Origin of the sequence: Fictibacillus phosphorivorans (assembly GCF_001619875.1) — a bacterium.
Classification (GTDB): Bacteria; Bacillota; Bacilli; order Bacillales; family Fictibacillaceae; genus Fictibacillus; species Fictibacillus phosphorivorans_B.
On the sequence record NZ_LRFC01000023.1, the window covers coordinates 682,014 to 698,551 of the forward strand.

A 16,538-nucleotide genomic window follows, 5' to 3' on the forward strand; every position below is an offset into this window, starting at 1 on the left:
GCGGCAAAATGTTCCCTCCCTATATACTAAACCAGCTTGGTCTCTATAAAAAGGATACTATAGAATGGTAAGCGTGACAAGGGAACCTATCTACCACTTCATCACGTAAAATACTCGATCTTTGCTGAAGGAAACATCGTATGGATGTAGTTTTCAACGGTTTCCCTCAACCTTGTCGCTTGATCGTCTTGATACACATATTTACCGATTCCGTATCTTCCCCATTTGTATTTGCGTTCTTCTTCATTCATTTCAAGCTTAGACTTTGGATAGTTTTTTTCAATAACTCGTTTTGCAGGTTTCGTAAAGCGATGCTGAATGAGTTCAAATGTTAGATCCTTTGTTAAGTGCTTAGGGATTTTTGCTTCTAACGTGTCAAAAAGCTCTTTGTACCCTTCTTCCCAATCTTTATGAAGATAAAGTGGAGCAACAATAAATCCTAACGGGTACCCTGCCTCTGCAACTCGAATAGCTGCATTAATACGCTCTTCCAAAGGACTCGTGCCAAGCTCAAAATTTTTGATCACATATTGCGAATTCACACTAAAACGAAAACGTGTTCTTCCTTGGTGATTAGCATCAAGCAAGTGATCCACATGGTGGTACTTTGTTGTAAAACGCAATCTTCCTAAATCAGTTGCACCAAAAAACTCAATCGCTCTTTTTAAGTTATGAGTTAAATGATCAATTCCAACGATGTCTGATGTACATGATGCTTCAAATCGAGTAACTTCGGGTGCTCGCTCTTTCATATACTTTTCAGCTTGAGCAAAGATTTCGTCGGTATTTACATACGTTCGTAAATAAGGTTTGCTGCCAAGGGTTGTTTGTAAGTAACAATAATGGCAATGCCCCATACATCCAGTTGCTAAAGGAATCGCGTATTCAGCAGAAGGCTTAGACGAATCGAACTTCAATGTCTTTCTGATCCCAACCACAAGTGTTGATTTTGCAGTTCTATACTTTTGAAAATCATTGTCCCCCGGAAGATCACGTATCTGATTATGTGAAGTCGTTTCTCTGATCTCCACTTCCAACTTGCTGAATCGGTCGAACAATTCTTTTCCTAACGGATATTCAAGTGCACGCGGTTCAAAATAGATCAACTGCGGCATAAACGGTTTATTAGCACCTGCCATTTCACTACACCCCACAATTTTTTTACACAAATGATGGTGTTAGTATGTGCTAATTAGAAAAAAAGAAAAGGGAAGGAACATTTCCAGTTCCTTCCCCTCTTATATTAAAGCCCGCATTTTAATTGTGCGTTACAGTTTGTACATGTGTTACATCCGCCGATTTCTTTTACTTTTCCTTTTCGGCAAACCGGACATGTATTACCCACTTCGTTCCCGATGGTTACATCTGTTGAACGAAGATCTGTAATGGTGTCTAAAATGACAACTTTGCTCTTTTCTTCTTCCATACCAAGATCGATCTCAGTCTGTTCAAATGTCTCTTCAGCTTTTAGTGTAAGAACTTGTGAATCACGGCTTCCGTCAACGTAAACCGTTCCGCCCTTTGCTCCACCCTTATAAAGACGTTCGTATACCTTTTGAACCTGATCAACCGTGTATCCTTTTGGTGCGTTAACCGTTTTAGAGATCGAACTGTCTACCCATCGCTGAATAACACATTGTGTATCTGCATGCGCTTCTGGCGTAAGTTCCATCGCTGCTACAAACCATTCAGGAAGCTCGTTCTCGTTTGCTTCAGGATTGCGGTCCAAATATTCTTTTACGATATCTGCTTTTACTTCAATAAATTTCCCAAGACGACCGCTGCGGAAGTAGGAGAATGAGAAGTATGGTTCAAGGCCAGTTGAAACTCCAACCATGGTTCCTGTGGATCCAGTTGGCGCCACTGTTAACAAGTGAGAGTTTCGAATTCCATATTTTAAGATGTCTTCACGTACATCTTCAGGAAGCTTTTTCATGTAGCCTGTTTCAATGAACCGGTTTCTTAGGGTTTCCGTTTCTGTTTCTGATGCACCTTCTAAGAATGGGAAGCTACCCTTCTCTTTTGCAAGTTCGATTGAAGTGCGGTAAGCCGTAACAGCAATCGTTTCAAAGATTTGGTCAACTAGCTTGTTTCCTTCTTCTGATCCGTACACTGTTTCACAATAGATCAGGAGGTCGTGAAGGCCCATTACTCCAAGCCCTACTCGACGCTCACCTAATGCTTGAACACGGTTTGGTTCCAAGAAATATGGTGTTGCATCAATAACGTTGTCTTGCATGCGAACGCCAACTTCAACCGTTTGTTTCAGCTTTTCAAAATCGACCGTTTTGTTTTCTTTGTCTGCCATGTTACCAAGATTTACAGCTGCAAGGTTGCAGACACTGTATGGTGCAAGTGGTTGTTCCCCACATGGGTTAGTTGCCACAACCTTTTGTCCATATGCTGTAGCATTTGTCATGTCATTTGCGTTATCAATAAAGAAAATTCCTGGTTCAGCTGAGTATGTTGCGCAAATGTTGATCAGGTTCCAAAGTTCACGAGCTTGAATGCGTTTGTATACTCGGATACCATAGCCTTTCTCTTCCCAAACCCGAACATCTCCGACCTCATGCCACTCGTTGTTGTATGCTTCCATCTCTTCAGGTGTGTAAGCTTCAACACTTGGAAAGCGCAATAGATACTCAGTGTCATTTTCTACTGCTTCCATAAATTCTTTCGTGATTGTAACTGAGATATTTGCACCAGTTAAGAACTCAGAATTATGAACGCTGTAAGTTCCTCCATCACGAAGCATTGTTTCAGCATCTCGTAATACGTCAGAGTCAAATCCACCTGTACCTGGGATATCCTTATAACGAAGAATTCCTTCGTACATCGCTTTTTGAGCTGGTGTCAGCGGTGTGAATTTTAATTTATCTTGTGCGACTTGCTTAATCTTCTCGTCGTTTGTATTTTCAATCAAGTAACGCAAAATACGAGGATTTTGCATCTTTGAAATAATGAAATCAATAATGTCAGGATGCCACGTTAATACCCTCTCGTTAGAGATATTTCTCAAGGCAATAAGCCTATCGGGACTAGACTATATCATCATCCTCAGCGTAACCTGTTAGGAGTCGGGCACTTCGGAAGAATCTCTCCCTACTCTACTCATTCGCTTTAGCAAACTTTCGATAGTCGTTGAACCTTCCTCATATCCTTTAGGACTTAGAGGCTTGGCTGCTGATTTCCCAATCCAATCACTTTTCCAGCATTTACGTTCACCGTTTCCGGTCCCGATTTAGCAGATTGGCTCTAAGGGGTTTCCAGCAATTCACCCGATTTTCTAGTCGTTCATTTTCTGAACGACGCGGACTATACATTTAATTAATCCGCCAACATTATCATTTGTGCGCCACGCTTTATTGTTACTCTCATACATAATGAGGGGATGGACATTTCTGCCACCCTCTTACACTTTCATGTAAGATCAGACTATATCATCAAAGAAGAGAATTTCTTATACTTTCGAATCAATTTTATATCGCCATTGGAATATAGGTGCTTATATATTTCCTTTGCATCTAAAACACTTGATAGATACAAATCAAAACAACCTTGTTTACCTTGTAAAGAATTTACCCCGAGGCCTATATGCTGATTTTTGAGGAAAGTCAATATTGCGTCTAACATAAAATAAGAACCGGTAAATCCAACCCTTACTTTACGATAACCTTTCCTGAAATAGACTCTTATATGACCATCAGCATCAAAAAAACCTCTTAGAAATGCCCATTGTAAATCTAAATTGTCGAGTACAATCCATCTTTCAATACCTGTTTTCTTAGGAAGTACACCTAATTTGATTAAGTCATTACACATTTTAGTTGAATTAATAGTAAGCGAGCATTTATTTTGTTCATTGATATTTTTATTAGAACGAAATTTAACAAGTTGAGATGCATTAAGTTCTATTGCAATATCACTAAGCAAATCCTTATCTTGCTCTGCAACAGTTATGACCAATCTCTTTGATTTTACACGATCGACAATTGTTCCATCGCCTAGTATAAAACCGAGAACATAAGCCCTATTAGGTGTATTAATAATTTCGAAGTAATCCTCGATGTAGGAATACTTTTTATTTTTTAACTTCCCTGCTTCTCCAGGTTTTCTTGGAATAAAGAATTTATTTTCTTTGTTCCATCTCAAGATTGTTCCTCTACTAATATTTAGTTTGCGGGCTATTTCAACTTGGCTATTCCCATTTTCATGTAACGATATAATCTGGTTCATAAGTTCTTCTTTGTCTCGTGCCCCGTAACCTCGTTGCCGATGATTATGGTTTACTCGTTCCATCGTTAACCTCCACTTTTATAGATATTAACCTTAGGAACTTTCAATAGTCGTTGAACGTTCATCTTTGTTTCCAAAGACGCTTCGCTGCTGATTGCCCATTGTACTATCTTTAGAATTTTCAAGCGTTCACGCCCGCTGTTACCAGCCACGTTGTAGCTCCTAAAGCTTTAGGGTGTTCCAGCAATTCACGAGATTAAGTCGCCATGGTGTTAACGACTTCCGCCCTGCTCAACCAAGTGCGTCAGCTTCGCGATATCATCCAGCCAGGATACCGAACCTGATGATTTTCCGTTTACGCCTCTAGCAAGTGCATTTTTCGGTCGGAGTGTCGATCCGTTCGTTCCAACACCACCGCCTCGGCTCATGATCTCCATCACTTGCTTACGGTGATCTGAGATGCCTTCACGTGAATCTTTTACATAAGGCATCACATAGCAGTTGAAATACGTTACATCTGTTTCAGCACCTGCTCCGTATAAAACGCGTCCTGCAGGAACAAAGTTCATTTCAGAGAGTTCTTTATAAAACTTCTCGAATGATTCTTGGCGCTTCTCTTCAGTAGTTTCAACTGACGCCAGCCCCGTTGCATTTCTTAACGCGATCTGTTCGTAATAAACTTCTAATGGCTTGTCCATCACATCAAGTGAGCGTGTGATCAGTCCGGTTTCGACTTCTTCCGGTTTTTCGAGAACGGCTTTAAACTCATCTTCAACCAATACGACTGCGTTCTTGTCATCCCAGTTAACAGATTGAATATAACCTAGACCTCGTGCTGGAAATTTCGGATCTTCCTTTACGGTCAGAACAACAAAATCACCCGGTTTTAATGTTTTCTTTTCTGTGTCTTTAAAGCTGTAGCGATCGAGCATTACCAATCGGGAAACACCTTTATGAGTGGTTTTCATTGTAGAAGTAATGGGGTGCACTTGTGGAAATTGAGCTATATCACTGTTGAGAGCGTCAATATCAATACCCTTTTTAACAGTTGCGACTGTGTCCATTTTTTTCCTCCTCTATTAAATTCACATACGATGCATATCTATATCTTGTATGTATAAACTCTACCCTTATACTATATATACGTAAACCTCATGTCAAAGAAAAAAAATTGTCAAACTTAAAATCATGAGGATTTTACAGAAAACTAAAGATTGAACACTATTTTCTATGATTTTATTAAAAATTTGGCCGAATTTTAGATTTGTATTTATTGGAATTTACATAAAGCTTTAAAACACGTGTTTTTCTTGAAATCCTGCTTTATCGCAAAAAAAATTAATATCTTGACTTCTATTGTTTTTACACCGTTTACCAAAAGAAAAAATCGAGACCTCTGTGGAGGTTTCGATTTTTCTGTTATTAACGTCTAAACGTCCATTCATCATTTCGATAGCGCGTTTTTGCAATGTGTTCTACTTCTGCCCACTGTTCATTTGATAGTGTATAAGGAACAAGATTAATATTCAAGCCGTCTTCAAAACCCTTTTTGAAGGCGATTTTTGCATCTTCAATCGTTACGTGTTCGGAAAGCAATGAATTGATGGCAACTGCTTTCTTTTTAAAAGCAGACTGCATTCTCTCACGCAATCTATCGGTTGAGTATTTAAATAGATCAAAGAGCTTGTCTTCATCTAAATCCAACAAGATGGATCCATGCTGCAAGATCACGCCTTTTTGCCTCGTTTGAGCACTTCCTGCTACTTTTCTGCCTTCAACAACTAATTCATACCAAGAAGGGGCATCAAAGCATACTGCAGATCGAGGATTTTTCAACCCTTCTCGCTCTTCTTCTGTTTTGGGAACAGCGAAATAGGCATCCAAACCTAATCCTTGAAACCCTTCTTTTATTCCTTCCGAGATTACCCGGTACGCTTCTGTTACACTTTGAGGCATATCCTTATGCGATTCAGATACGATTACGCTATATGTCAGCTCCTGATCATGCAGAACCCCGCGCCCTCCAGTTGGGCGTCTAACAAATCCTAGATCATATTTTTTAACCGCATCAAGGTTAATCTCTTTTTCTACTTTTTGAAAGTAACCGATGGATAGTGTCGCTGGATTCCATCCGTAAAAGCGGATAACAGGAGGGATCTTCCCTTCACTGTGCCATGTAAGCAGCGCTTCATCCATTGCCATATTTATTGCCGGCTCGCAATTTCCTGAATCAATGTAATACCAGTTTTCTTTTTCCACGTTTTTCGTCTCCCTGCGTCTCTTTCGTAACTAGTTTACCAAATTCGGAGTATGTGTCAAAACAATCGCTTAAAGTCAGATTTTTCTTTTGCCTATATAGCGATGCACCGCTATAATTGTGGTAGATTGTTTAAAGGAGTGCAAGTGTTTATGGGATGGATAGTTTTAGCAGGTATTGTGGTAGCAATATTAGCGTATGTGATTGGTATGGGTCTATACCAGAAGAGATTTCTTAAGACATTAAACGAAGAAGAGTTTAAGGCAGGCTATCGAAAGGCTCAACTGATTGATGTTCGTGAACCTGAAGAATTTAAAAAAGGACATATCTTAGGAGCCCGCAACATTCCCTTATCTCAGATGAGACAAAGATTAAAGGAAGTCCGCAACGATCAGCCTGTATACTTATATTGCGAGAGCGGATTTAGAAGCGCTCGTGCAGCCAACTTCCTTAAAAAGAAGAAGTATGGCCAACTGCATCATTTACAAGGCGGCTTTCGAAAATGGACAGGCCGTGTAAAATCAAACTAGCACATAGAAAAGCAGCCCATTTACAAAAATGAGCTGCTTTTTTTGTACTTTTTATACTTGTTTGCTGTACTTCAAGATTGGTTTTCTAGCTGCTGTCGCTTCATCCAATCTTTTGACTACTGTTGTGTGTGGCGCTTCTTGAACAATTTCAGGTGTTTCTTCTGCTTCTTTTGAAATTTGAATCATCTTTTCAATAAATTCATCAAGCGTTTCTTTTGACTCCGTTTCAGTAGGCTCGATCATAATTGCTTCTTCCACACTTAATGGGAAGTAGATCGTTGGCGGGTGATAGCCAAAGTCTAAAAGACGTTTTGCAATATCAAGTGTTCTTACACCTAACTTCTTCTGACGGCGTCCAGATAGTACGAATTCGTGCTTACAATGCTGTGTAAACGGCAGATCAAAATGAGGCTCCAAACGGCGCATCATATAGTTTGCGTTTAACACGGCATTTTCTGAAACTTGGTGCAACCCGTCAGGACCCATCGTCATGATGTACGTAAACGCACGAACGTTGATCCCGAAGTTTCCATAGAATGGTTTTACACGTCCGATTGATTGTGGACGATTGTATTCAAACTTGTACACATCGTTTTCTTTAACAAGTACTGGTTTTGGCAAGTAAGGAATGAGATCCGCCTTCACTCCGACTGGTCCTGATCCAGGTCCGCCACCACCATGTGGTCCTGTGAACGTTTTATGAAGGTTCAAGTGAACAACGTCAAAGCCCATATCACCAGGTCTAGCAAAACCTAATATCGCGTTTGCATTCGCCCCGTCATAGTAAAGCTTTCCGCCAGCTTCATGGACAATTTTTGCCATCTCTAAAATATGTTCTTCAAAAAGACCAAGCGTATTCGGATTTGTAAGCATAAGAGCAGCAACATCTTGATCGACTACTCGTTTTAAGTCTTCTAAATCTACAAGACCACGTTCGTCAGATTTAACTGTGATCGATTCAAAACCTGCCACTGTAGCAGAAGCTGGATTCGTACCGTGTGCTGAATCTGGCACGATAACTTTTGTTCGATTAAAGTCTCCGTTTGCTTCGTGATAGGCACGGATCATCATGAGACCTGTCCATTCACCATGTGCGCCAGCTGCTGGCTGTAGCGTTACTTCATCCATTCCTGTAATTTCAGCTAGTGATGTTTGCAAGCGGTACATCATTTCCATTGCACCTTGAACGGTCTCTTCATCTTGGAGAGGATGAATATGTGCGAATCCAGGGAAACGTGCAACATCTTCATTGATCTTTGGATTGTATTTCATCGTACATGAGCCAAGAGGATAAAACCCTGAATCGACTCCATGGTTACGATTAGATAATGCTGTATAGTGGCGGACGATTTGAAGCTCAGAAACTTCAGGAAGATCAGCTTCTTCTGTACGCAAATAATCAGATGGAATAATTGACTCCACATTTACTTCTGGAACGTCAAGTTCAGGAATGCTGTATCCCACTCGACCTGGCTTTGACAATTCGAAAATTAATGACTGATGTTCTGTACGCATGCTAATCCCTCCAATACATTTGCAAGCTGATCGATTTCTTCTTTTGTTCTCATTTCAGTAACTGCTAAAAGCATATGGTTTTTTAGTTCTGAATAAGACAGACCTAAATCATAGCCACCAATTATTCCTGACTCTAATAACTTTTGATTCACTTCTTTTGCAGAACACTTAAGTTCAATTACGAATTCGTTAAAGAACGGTCCTGTAAAAGCAGTTTTAAAGCCTTTCTCTTCAAGCACTTTTTTTGCATAGTGTGCTTTTTGGATATTTTGGTGTGCCACTTCTTTAACCCCTTGCTTTCCGAGTGCTGTCATGGCAATGGATGCAGCAAGAGCATTTAGCGCTTGGTTTGAACAGATGTTACTTGTCGCTTTATCACGTCTGATATGCTGCTCTCTCGCTTGAAGCGTTAATACAAAACCGCGCTTTCCATCTTCATCTAATGTTTGACCTACTAGTCGACCAGGGACTTTACGCATAAGCTTAGTTGTTACTGCAAAATACCCGCAGTGAGGTCCGCCAAAGCCTTGAGCGATTCCAAATGGCTGTGCGTCACCTACAACGATATCTGCACCAAATTTCCCAGGAGGAGTAAGGGCGCCTAATGCTAATGGATTCGATGAAACAACAAACATTCCCTTCGCTTCATGAACGATCTCTTCAATCTCTTTTAATGGTTCAATCTGCCCGAAAAAGTTTGGATATTGTACGATTACACATGCCGTTTCTTCATCCACTTCTGCACGTAAAGCGTTGATTGAAGTCATTCCATCTTCCATTTCAACTTCAACGACTTGTAGATGCTGTCCTTTTGCATATGTCTTTAGTACATCACGTGATTCTGGATGAACAGACTTCGAAACAACGATTTTCTTTCTGCGAGTCTGAGCTGCAGAAAGAAGTCCTGCTTCAGCAAGTGAAGTTCCGCCATCATACATGGAAGAGTTGGCTACATCCATGCCTGTTAATTCACAGATCATGGTTTGGAATTCAAAGATCGCTTGTAGTTCACCTTGAGAGATCTCTGGCTGGTATGGAGTATATGCAGTATAAAACTCAGAGCGAAGAAGCATGTGATTTACGATCGATGGAGTGTAATGATCATAAACACCAGCCCCTAGGAATGAGGCATATTCTTTTGTATTTTTGTTTAACGCTGCCAACCGGCCCATTTCTTTCACGAGCTCAGGCTCTGACAAAGCTTCCTCAATTTGTAAGCGTCCTTTAAAGCGAACTTCTTCTGGTATATCTTGAAAAAGATCTTCTGTCGTTTCAATTCCAATCGTTTCAAGCATTTCCTTTTTATCTTGGTCTGTCATTGGCAAATAGCGGAACGTCATGGTTTCTCCTCCTTAAGAACTTTATTTTCCTCGTTTATAAAATGGTGAAGCAACAACTTTTGCTTTTAAACGTTTTTGGCGAATTTGTACTTCCACTTCAGTACCGAGCTCTGTAAAGTCTTTTTCGAGCAAAGCTAGGCCTAAATTCTTCTTCAATGTTGGTGATTGCGTACCTGTTGTAACTTCTCCAATCTTTACATCACCTTTATATACTTCATAATGAGAACGCGGGATACCCTTATCTATCATCTCAATGCCGACAAGCTTTCTTGGCGCCCCACTTTTCTTTTGTTCAGCCAATACTTCTTTTCCAATGAAGTCTGCTTCTTTGTCCGTCTTAACGGCAAATCCGATTCCAGCTTCGATTGGAGTGATCTCTTTCGTAAGCTCTTGTCCATATAGAGCAAGCTTCGCTTCAAAGCGCAAAGTATCGCGCGCCCCAAGACCAGCAGGGAGCAAACCGTCTTCACTGCCCGCTTCAAGCAGGGATCTCCACAGCTTTTCTGCATGTTCTGTTTTTAAATAAATCTCAAAGCCATCTTCTCCTGTATAGCCTGTTCGAGAAACAAGGGCGGAGATTCCAGCTAATGATACATCTTCTTTAAAACGGAAAAATCCAATTTCAGAAAGATCAGTATCTGTTAGCTTCTGTAACATTTCTTCTGCTTTAGGTCCTTGAATCGCAAGCTGTGCATATTCAGGAGAAACGTTTACAAGTTCTACACCTTCTGGCTTTTTGCTGTTCAGCCATTCAAAATCTTTTTCAATATTAGAGGCATTCACAACGAGCAAGTAATCGTTATCATCTCTTTTATAGATTAAAAGATCATCTACTGTACCGCCGTTTTCATAGCACATAGCCGTATATTGAGCCTGGCCGTTTTGCAATTTAGAAACATCATTTGTCATCGTATATTGCAAGAACGATAATGCATTCGGCCCTCTTACATCAAATTCTCCCATGTGAGATACGTCGAATAAACCTGCTTTTGTTCTAACAGCTTCGTGTTCCTCTTTAATGCTTGAGAACTGAACAGGCAATTCCCAACCACCAAAATCGATTACTTTTCCACCGTGTTCTTTGTATGTTTCGAATAGCGGTGTTCGTAACAATGTAGCCATGTGAATTCCTCCTTTTTCATACTTAAAAATTTTCGAACTTTTCTGGACAAAAAAAGGACAGAAAGACCCCGTTAAAATGGGATCCTCTGTCCTGCAACCTGTAAGTTTCTCAAAATATCTTTGAGTTTCTTCGTGGGTGGCTTTCATCTATTAAAAAAGCACTCTCCAGAGATGCGTCTAGCAAGAGTCTTTTTGCCTGAGAGTTTCACAATTGTTTGCTCCTTCGGCGCCGCTAACGCAGTCTCTCCTCTTACTTTCATTCGCGAGTATGTTATTGTCCAAGGTCGCACATACTATTACTATGTTTACTACATTATTATCCTATCATTTTTACAAATGGAATGGCAACGAACTTTTTTAAAGAAAGGAAATCATTTATGAAAATCGACGTTCAGTTTCAGCGAGATTGGCATGATGACTTTTTTAAGCGTGTGGAAGAAGATGGACCTTGGGCTAACTGGGAATTGTATAACTTAGCATTAGAGGCAGAACACCACTTGGCAATTCCTGAGTTTTTGGGACTTCAAGCTCCAGATCATCTGCCACAGATGACTTTTCTGCCTCATCAGCTGGACGTTGCAACAACCGTTATAGAACAAATGAACGGAAAAGCAATTTTGGCAGATGAGGTTGGACTAGGAAAAACAATTGAGGCAGGATTGATTTTAAAAGAATACATGATTAGACGACTCGCAAAAAAGATTCTGATACTTGTTCCAGCTTCACTCGTTATTCAATGGACAAACGAATTAAATCAAAAGTTCTTTATTCCTGCTATTGCACAAAAAAAAGCTTACGTCTGGGAACAATGCGACGTTGTTGTTTCTTCTATTGATACTGCAAAGCGCGCTCCCCACCGGGAGATCGTGCTAAATCAGGATTATGATCTTGTTATTATAGATGAAGCACATAAACTCAAAAACAAAAAAACGAAAAACTATGAATTTGTACAGCTGTTAAAAAAGAAGTTCTGCTTGTTATTAACAGCTACTCCTGTACAAAACAGAGTTGAGGAGATTTTTAATCTCGTATCTTTATTAAAACCAGGCCACTTAGGTAATAGAGAAAATTTTGATAAAGATTTCAAAGAAGATAAGACCTCGCTGAAAAACGAAGAAAAGCTAAAACAGCTGGTAAACAAAGTTATGGTTCGTAACAGACGAGAAGAAACGGGATTAAAATGGCCAAAGCGTCTCGTTAAAACGATACCTATTACTTTATCAAAAACAGAACGTGAACTTTACGATGAAATCACAAAACTAAAACGTGATCCATACTTTGACAGAAGTAAGTTCTCTATTGTTACGCTGCAGCGTGAAGCATGCAGTTCGCGTGAAGCTGTATTTTTAACACTTAAAAACATGCTGCAAAAAGAGGTTCCTACGACATTGATGGAAAACCGAATTGTGGAATTGATGAAGAAGATTGAATTGGTCGAACAAAATTCAAAAGCATTAAAAGCTTTGGAACTGATACAGTCTATTGATTCTAAGGTCATCATTTTTACAGAGTATCGTGCTACTCAATTGTATTTACAGTGGTTTTTGCAGCAGCATGGTATCTCTTCTGTGCCGTTTAGAGGAGGATTTAAAAGAAGTAAGAAAGATTGGATGACTCATCTCTTTAGAACACGTGCTCAAGTATTAATCGCAACTGAAGCAGGTGGTGAAGGAATTAACCTTCAGTTCTGTCAGCATATCATCAACTATGATCTGCCTTGGAACCCAATGCGAATAGAGCAGCGCATCGGACGTATCCACCGCATCGGTCAGCAGGGTGATGTTCATATCTACAACTTCGCAACTCAAAACACAATTGAAGAGCACATCTTAAATTTGCTATATAACAAAATTAATCTATTTGAAAGTGTTATCGGAGAGCTCGACGAGATCTTAACAAAATTTGAGATTAAGAATATTGAACGTCATATTGCCGACATCATGAACACGTCCGATAGTGAAGGTGAGATTCGAGTAAAGATGGACAATCTTGCTTCATTAATCAACCTTGACGGCGGAATAAAACAGAAAGGATGGGAAGAGCATGCAGCAGCACGAGATACATCGCTTTCTTGAACGATATTTTGATGCTAATGAATGCCGAATCTTAGAAAAGAACTTTAGTTATATGAAAGTTCAATTGACAACAGAACTGGACAAAGTACTAATGAATCGCCCTTTCTACTGGCATTATCTTGAGAAAACCGGCGGTACACCTAATCCGATGACGCTGACACTCGTAACAGGGCAACAGCAAGCACCAGATGGAAAAGGTGAGTTTATCCATTTTGGATCACCACGGCTTCACCAAATATTTGGCTCAACGAAGAAGCTTGCATCTTTTATTCGTCTATATGAGTCTGTACCCCAACAAGGGGCACAAGTTCCGCTGCAGCCATGGCTATGTCTGAACGTTAAAGTAACGTATCAATGTGATCAAAAGAAAGATCGTGTGCTTTCATATGGAATTCAATTGATCAATGGAACGATTGAAGATCAATTTCATACACGGCTTCAGAAAATGTTATTAACAAAACGAATTCCAGACTTTTGTTATACACTTTCTCCGTTCATAAAGCCTCAAAGTGCCATTAAAAGATTGGAGAACAAAATCCAAGAAGTCATTGATGCAGATGACCACACATGGGCAGTAGATGCAAGAAACCGGTGGAAAGAGGATCAGGATTTATTGGAAAGCTTTTATGAGGATTCTCTCACAAAGCCCGATGCGTATCACGTAGAAAAAGAGGCACTCCGAACACAGTACGAGCCTCAGATTATCGTAGAGATCATTAACGGTGGACTCTTTTATCTGGCTTAAAAACCAATCTTTTCTACAAGAAAGTTTGCCTTTTTGATAAACACAAAAATAAGAGCCAGGTTCTGTACCCGGCTCTTCCTTTTTCCAGCCAATCCCTATTTTCTTCTTTTTTTTCGAAATGCTAAGCCCAGCGCCATCGGAACAACACCAAACAAATAAGTGAGTAAAGGCTCTCTTTCATTTTTTTTAGAAATTCGCCTTTCCTTCCTTACGGCTTTTGGTTCGTCCAAATACTTTACAATTTTTTGTGTAAGCATTTTTATAACATCAGTACCTGCAGCCATTGACAAAACTCCTTTTGATTACAATCACTTCTTAGTTTTGTCCAATTGCTTTGTATTTAAACGATTTAACTTCTCCAGAATTTGATGACACACTTCTTCTGTCGTGAAATGGTCAGTTACAATTTCAATATCACATTTCTCATAATGCTTACTCCGTTCGCCAAAAAGTGCTTGTACTTCCTCTTTCGTTCGAGTTAATAACATCGGCCTTTTCTTTCTTTCTTCTTCATTCATCAATCGATTCCATAAGACAGGAAAACTCGTTTTTAAATAGATGACGATTCCTTTATCTTTCATGTATGACAGATTTTCTTCCCTTACGACTGCACCGCCTCCAGTCATCACTACAGCATGCTCTAGTGGCAATTGGCGAATGGCAAGGGATTCATAATTTCTGAATGTATCTTCCCCTTCGCTCTGAAAGATTTCTTTTATGCTCTTTCCTCTCAGTTTTTCTACGGTTGAATCAACATCATATGGTGGAACTTCTAACTGTTTAGAGAGCAGTTTCCCTACAGATGTTTTTCCGCAACCCATAAATCCGACTAAGTATATGGTGTTCAAAATTTAACCCTCCACCCATTTTGTAACGCTTTTTTGTTTAACATTATAATACACTTTCACTCTTCTTGTATGCTGGCGAGCTGTGACTGCGTCAATATGAAATACTACTTCCTCTTCTGATATTTTGGTGGTAACGATTTTAATAAGACCTTCGTTCACATTCATTATGTGCTCTGAAGGAAAATAAACGACATCACCTAACAATACAGAAGCACGATCGACAGCTTGTTGTAACAAACGAACTTGAATCATTTGCTCTTCTTGCATATAAACAAATTTTCTTTCAGAAAAAGTATTCTCGGCAACAAAGCCAAAGAACATCAGCATCATAAAACAAAGTACAACAACGAGCGGATATACGAATCCCCTCTCACCCATTATTTGAATCTCCGGAATACACGCATTAATTCTTTTCCTTTGGTATCAATAACAGTAACTTTAAAGGAAGTGCCAGACTGCTTTTCTATCAGCAGTTCTTGAATATTTTGAACCCACACTTCATGTCCTTGTCCATTCACTTGTTTACGAATAAGAGAATGATATTTTGTAAAGCTTATCACATCACCCGTCGTTTGAGTGATGTACAACCCATTATTCCTTACTTCGATTGATCTACCCTCTCTCACTTCCTTACCTAGCATGGAAAGAAATACAGAGATTTCTTCAAGTTGGATGGATGGTGGCTGTTTCTGTATGGGAGAGAGCAATAATGGAACGAGTGATGCAAGCACGAGCAGAACTCCAAGTGCTATAATGGCTTCGACAAATGTATAACCTTCTTTATAAAGAATCCGTCCAGTAAGAGCTTGCACAGGTCGTGTACTCTTTTTGGTTAGACCCATGAAACGCAATACATATTTCATACTCATCTGTTACACCTTTTCTTGTTAATAGCTGATAACGTATACCCTCTTGAACCCACTCTTTTTCTGTAACTCCTTCACCTATACTATTTTTAGCAGCAGCTAAATCTACTTCTGTCATCGCATACAAGAGTTCTTTAGATGCTTTTTGTTCTTGATAGGCGACATAGATGAAAGGTAAACAAATAGAAAATACTGCGGAGATCAGTAAAACACCGAACAGAGCTTCGAGTAATAGATACCCCTTATTGTTTCGTAACATAAAACTTTCCTTTACCAATCTGGAAAACCATCTTGTACGTACTACCATTAGCAGAATGAATGTAGATTGTTCCTGCTCGGCTAATATTTCCGAATTGGTTAAATTGAACCCTTAATAACATAGAAAAGCTTTCAAAGCGTATGTGATCAGGAAAGGTTCGTTTTACTGGCTTCCTTAAACCGTTTCCACTTACTTCATATTCGTGTTTTTCGTTGTCAATGGATAAGACATACGTTCGATTTTCATTGACCGCTTTTTGCTGCATATGAATGATATCTTTCTGAAAGGAGCGCAAGAAGTATTCGGTTTCTCTATTTTTCCTAAACGTGTCCAACGCCGGATAAGCAACGGCACCGATCGTCATAATAATCATCAGTACGATCATCATCTCAATTAAACTAAATCCTTGTTGACGCCATAACTTATGATTCTGATTACTCACTGCTCACACTAACAATTCCTTCGCTATCAATGACCAAAGGTTTTTTGTCAGGACACGTAGTAGTATCGATGTACTTGTCATCAAATAATTCTTTTATGGTCGGCAGTTTATTTTTTTCTGCTTCATAAGCACCCACTTGTCCTTGTACAAGATCGATCGTCGCCTCACAGCCTAATGATTTTACAAGGCTGTTATTCTTCGTCATGCTTGGGAGCGCAATCAGCATAAGGATTGAAATAATAAGCAAAACAATCATCATTTCGATCAGTGTAAATCCTCTTTCATTCTTCATCATAACCCTCC

The 16,538-nt window shown here is 39.6% G+C and carries 16 protein-coding genes, 2 pseudogenes and 1 riboswitch; of the genes and pseudogenes, 3 read left to right on the plus strand and 15 right to left on the minus strand.

What is annotated here, in order from left to right; genetic code table 11:
* Positions 1–101: 101 nt before the first annotated feature.
* The 5 genes and pseudogenes from splB to AWM68_RS12925 form a co-directional block, all read right to left on the minus strand.
* On the minus strand, positions 102–1,139 hold the full coding sequence (gene splB / locus AWM68_RS12905; RefSeq protein WP_066242263.1) for a spore photoproduct lyase: 1,038 nt from the start codon (positions 1,137–1,139) through the stop codon (positions 102–104).
* Between the two features lie 104 nt (positions 1,140–1,243).
* Positions 1,244–2,986: pseudogene (locus tag AWM68_RS12910) on the minus strand (vitamin B12-dependent ribonucleotide reductase); the annotation flags it as partial.
* A 449-nt stretch (positions 2,987–3,435) separates the two neighbouring features.
* Entirely contained in the window at positions 3,436–4,299 is an 864-nt protein-coding gene (locus AWM68_RS12915) for an LAGLIDADG family homing endonuclease (protein ID WP_066242266.1), read from the minus strand.
* A 212-nt stretch (positions 4,300–4,511) separates the two neighbouring features.
* Positions 4,512–5,300: pseudogene (locus AWM68_RS12920) on the minus strand (ribonucleotide reductase N-terminal alpha domain-containing protein); the annotation flags it as partial.
* 358 nt (positions 5,301–5,658) lie between these two features.
* A complete protein-coding gene (locus tag AWM68_RS12925; protein WP_066242268.1) occupies positions 5,659–6,495 on the minus strand; it encodes a lipoate--protein ligase family protein in 837 nt (278 codons plus the stop codon).
* A 150-nt stretch (positions 6,496–6,645) separates the two neighbouring features.
* On the opposite strand from AWM68_RS12925, the gene AWM68_RS12930 reads away from it, so the two are divergent.
* Positions 6,646–7,023, plus strand: coding sequence for a rhodanese-like domain-containing protein (locus AWM68_RS12930; protein WP_066242270.1), 378 nt, complete (start codon positions 6,646–6,648; stop codon positions 7,021–7,023).
* A 51-nt stretch (positions 7,024–7,074) separates the two neighbouring features.
* On the opposite strand, the gene gcvPB is transcribed toward AWM68_RS12930, so the two are convergent.
* From gcvPB to gcvT, 3 genes are read right to left on the minus strand one after another with little or no spacing between them, the layout of a single operon-like run.
* Positions 7,075–8,538 (minus strand): aminomethyl-transferring glycine dehydrogenase subunit GcvPB, encoded by a 1,464-nt coding sequence (gene gcvPB / locus AWM68_RS12935; RefSeq protein ID WP_066242271.1) that lies wholly within the window; start codon positions 8,536–8,538, stop codon positions 7,075–7,077.
* The gene (gcvPA, locus tag AWM68_RS12940) at positions 8,514–9,878 is read right to left on the minus strand and encodes an aminomethyl-transferring glycine dehydrogenase subunit GcvPA (RefSeq protein WP_066242273.1); all 1,365 of its coding nucleotides are present in this window, start codon (positions 9,876–9,878) and stop codon (positions 8,514–8,516) included. Before gcvPA ends, gcvPB begins: the two co-directional genes overlap by 25 nt.
* 21 nt (positions 9,879–9,899) lie before the next feature.
* Positions 9,900–11,000, minus strand: coding sequence for a glycine cleavage system aminomethyltransferase GcvT (gcvT, locus tag AWM68_RS12945; RefSeq protein WP_066242276.1), 1,101 nt, complete (start codon positions 10,998–11,000; stop codon positions 9,900–9,902).
* 174 nt (positions 11,001–11,174) lie between these two features.
* Positions 11,175–11,260, minus strand: a riboswitch (glycine riboswitch).
* Between the two features lie 117 nt (positions 11,261–11,377).
* Between gcvT and AWM68_RS12950 the strand changes: the two genes are divergently transcribed.
* Both AWM68_RS12950 and AWM68_RS12955 read left to right on the plus strand, forming a co-directional pair.
* Positions 11,378–13,075, plus strand: coding sequence for a DEAD/DEAH box helicase (locus AWM68_RS12950; protein WP_066242279.1), 1,698 nt, complete (start codon positions 11,378–11,380; stop codon positions 13,073–13,075).
* A complete protein-coding gene (locus tag AWM68_RS12955) occupies positions 13,044–13,820 on the plus strand; it encodes a YqhG family protein (protein WP_066242282.1) in 777 nt (258 codons plus the stop codon). The genes AWM68_RS12950 and AWM68_RS12955 overlap by 32 nt, the downstream gene beginning before the upstream one ends.
* Positions 13,821–13,915: 95 nt before the next feature.
* On the opposite strand, the gene AWM68_RS12960 is transcribed toward AWM68_RS12955, so the two are convergent.
* From AWM68_RS12960 to comGC, 7 genes are read right to left on the minus strand one after another with little or no spacing between them, the layout of a single operon-like run.
* Positions 13,916–14,104 (minus strand): YqzE family protein, encoded by a 189-nt coding sequence (locus tag AWM68_RS12960; RefSeq protein ID WP_066242285.1) that lies wholly within the window; start codon positions 14,102–14,104, stop codon positions 13,916–13,918.
* 24 nt (positions 14,105–14,128) lie between these two features.
* Positions 14,129–14,668, minus strand: a complete 540-nt coding sequence (locus tag AWM68_RS12965; protein WP_066242288.1) for a shikimate kinase — start codon at positions 14,666–14,668, stop codon at positions 14,129–14,131.
* 3 nt (positions 14,669–14,671) lie between these two features.
* Positions 14,672–15,046, minus strand: a complete 375-nt coding sequence (gene comGG / locus AWM68_RS12970) for a competence type IV pilus minor pilin ComGG (RefSeq protein WP_066242290.1) — start codon at positions 15,044–15,046, stop codon at positions 14,672–14,674.
* Entirely contained in the window at positions 15,046–15,480 is a 435-nt protein-coding gene (comGF, locus tag AWM68_RS12975) for a competence type IV pilus minor pilin ComGF (RefSeq protein ID WP_066242295.1), read from the minus strand. The genes comGG and comGF overlap by 1 nt, the downstream gene beginning before the upstream one ends.
* Positions 15,449–15,793, minus strand: coding sequence for a hypothetical protein (locus AWM68_RS21470; protein WP_066242298.1), 345 nt, complete (start codon positions 15,791–15,793; stop codon positions 15,449–15,451). The genes comGF and AWM68_RS21470 overlap by 32 nt, the downstream gene beginning before the upstream one ends.
* Positions 15,777–16,235, minus strand: coding sequence for a competence type IV pilus minor pilin ComGD (comGD, locus tag AWM68_RS12985; protein WP_066242301.1), 459 nt, complete (start codon positions 16,233–16,235; stop codon positions 15,777–15,779). The genes AWM68_RS21470 and comGD overlap by 17 nt, the downstream gene beginning before the upstream one ends.
* Complete coding sequence (gene comGC, locus AWM68_RS12990; RefSeq protein WP_066242302.1) at positions 16,228–16,527, minus strand: competence type IV pilus major pilin ComGC; 300 nt, start codon at positions 16,525–16,527, stop codon at positions 16,228–16,230. Before comGC ends, comGD begins: the two co-directional genes overlap by 8 nt.
* Positions 16,528–16,538 lie beyond the last annotated feature (11 nt).

Coding starts and splice junctions, on each gene's coding strand:
- splB (WP_066242263.1), bottom strand. CDS start 1,139: ATGGCAGGTGCTAATAAACCGTTTATGCCGCAGTTGATCTATTTTGAA.
- AWM68_RS12915 (WP_066242266.1), bottom strand. CDS start 4,299: ATGGAACGAGTAAACCATAATCATCGGCAACGAGGTTACGGGGCACGA.
- AWM68_RS12930 (WP_066242270.1), top strand. CDS start 6,646: ATGGGATGGATAGTTTTAGCAGGTATTGTGGTAGCAATATTAGCGTAT.
- gcvPB (WP_066242271.1), bottom strand. CDS start 8,538: ATGCGTACAGAACATCAGTCATTAATTTTCGAATTGTCAAAGCCAGGT.
- gcvPA (WP_066242273.1), bottom strand. CDS start 9,878: ATGACGTTCCGCTATTTGCCAATGACAGACCAAGATAAAAAGGAAATG.
- gcvT (WP_066242276.1), bottom strand. CDS start 11,000: ATGGCTACATTGTTACGAACACCGCTATTCGAAACATACAAAGAACAC.
- AWM68_RS12950 (WP_066242279.1), top strand. CDS start 11,378: ATGAAAATCGACGTTCAGTTTCAGCGAGATTGGCATGATGACTTTTTT.
- AWM68_RS12955 (WP_066242282.1), top strand. CDS start 13,044: ATGCAGCAGCACGAGATACATCGCTTTCTTGAACGATATTTTGATGCT.
- AWM68_RS12960 (WP_066242285.1), bottom strand. CDS start 14,104: ATGGCTGCAGGTACTGATGTTATAAAAATGCTTACACAAAAAATTGTA.
- comGG (WP_066242290.1), bottom strand. CDS start 15,046: ATGGGTGAGAGGGGATTCGTATATCCGCTCGTTGTTGTACTTTGTTTT.
- AWM68_RS21470 (WP_066242298.1), bottom strand. CDS start 15,793: ATGTTACGAAACAATAAGGGGTATCTATTACTCGAAGCTCTGTTCGGT.
- comGC (WP_066242302.1), bottom strand. CDS start 16,527: ATGAAGAATGAAAGAGGATTTACACTGATCGAAATGATGATTGTTTTG.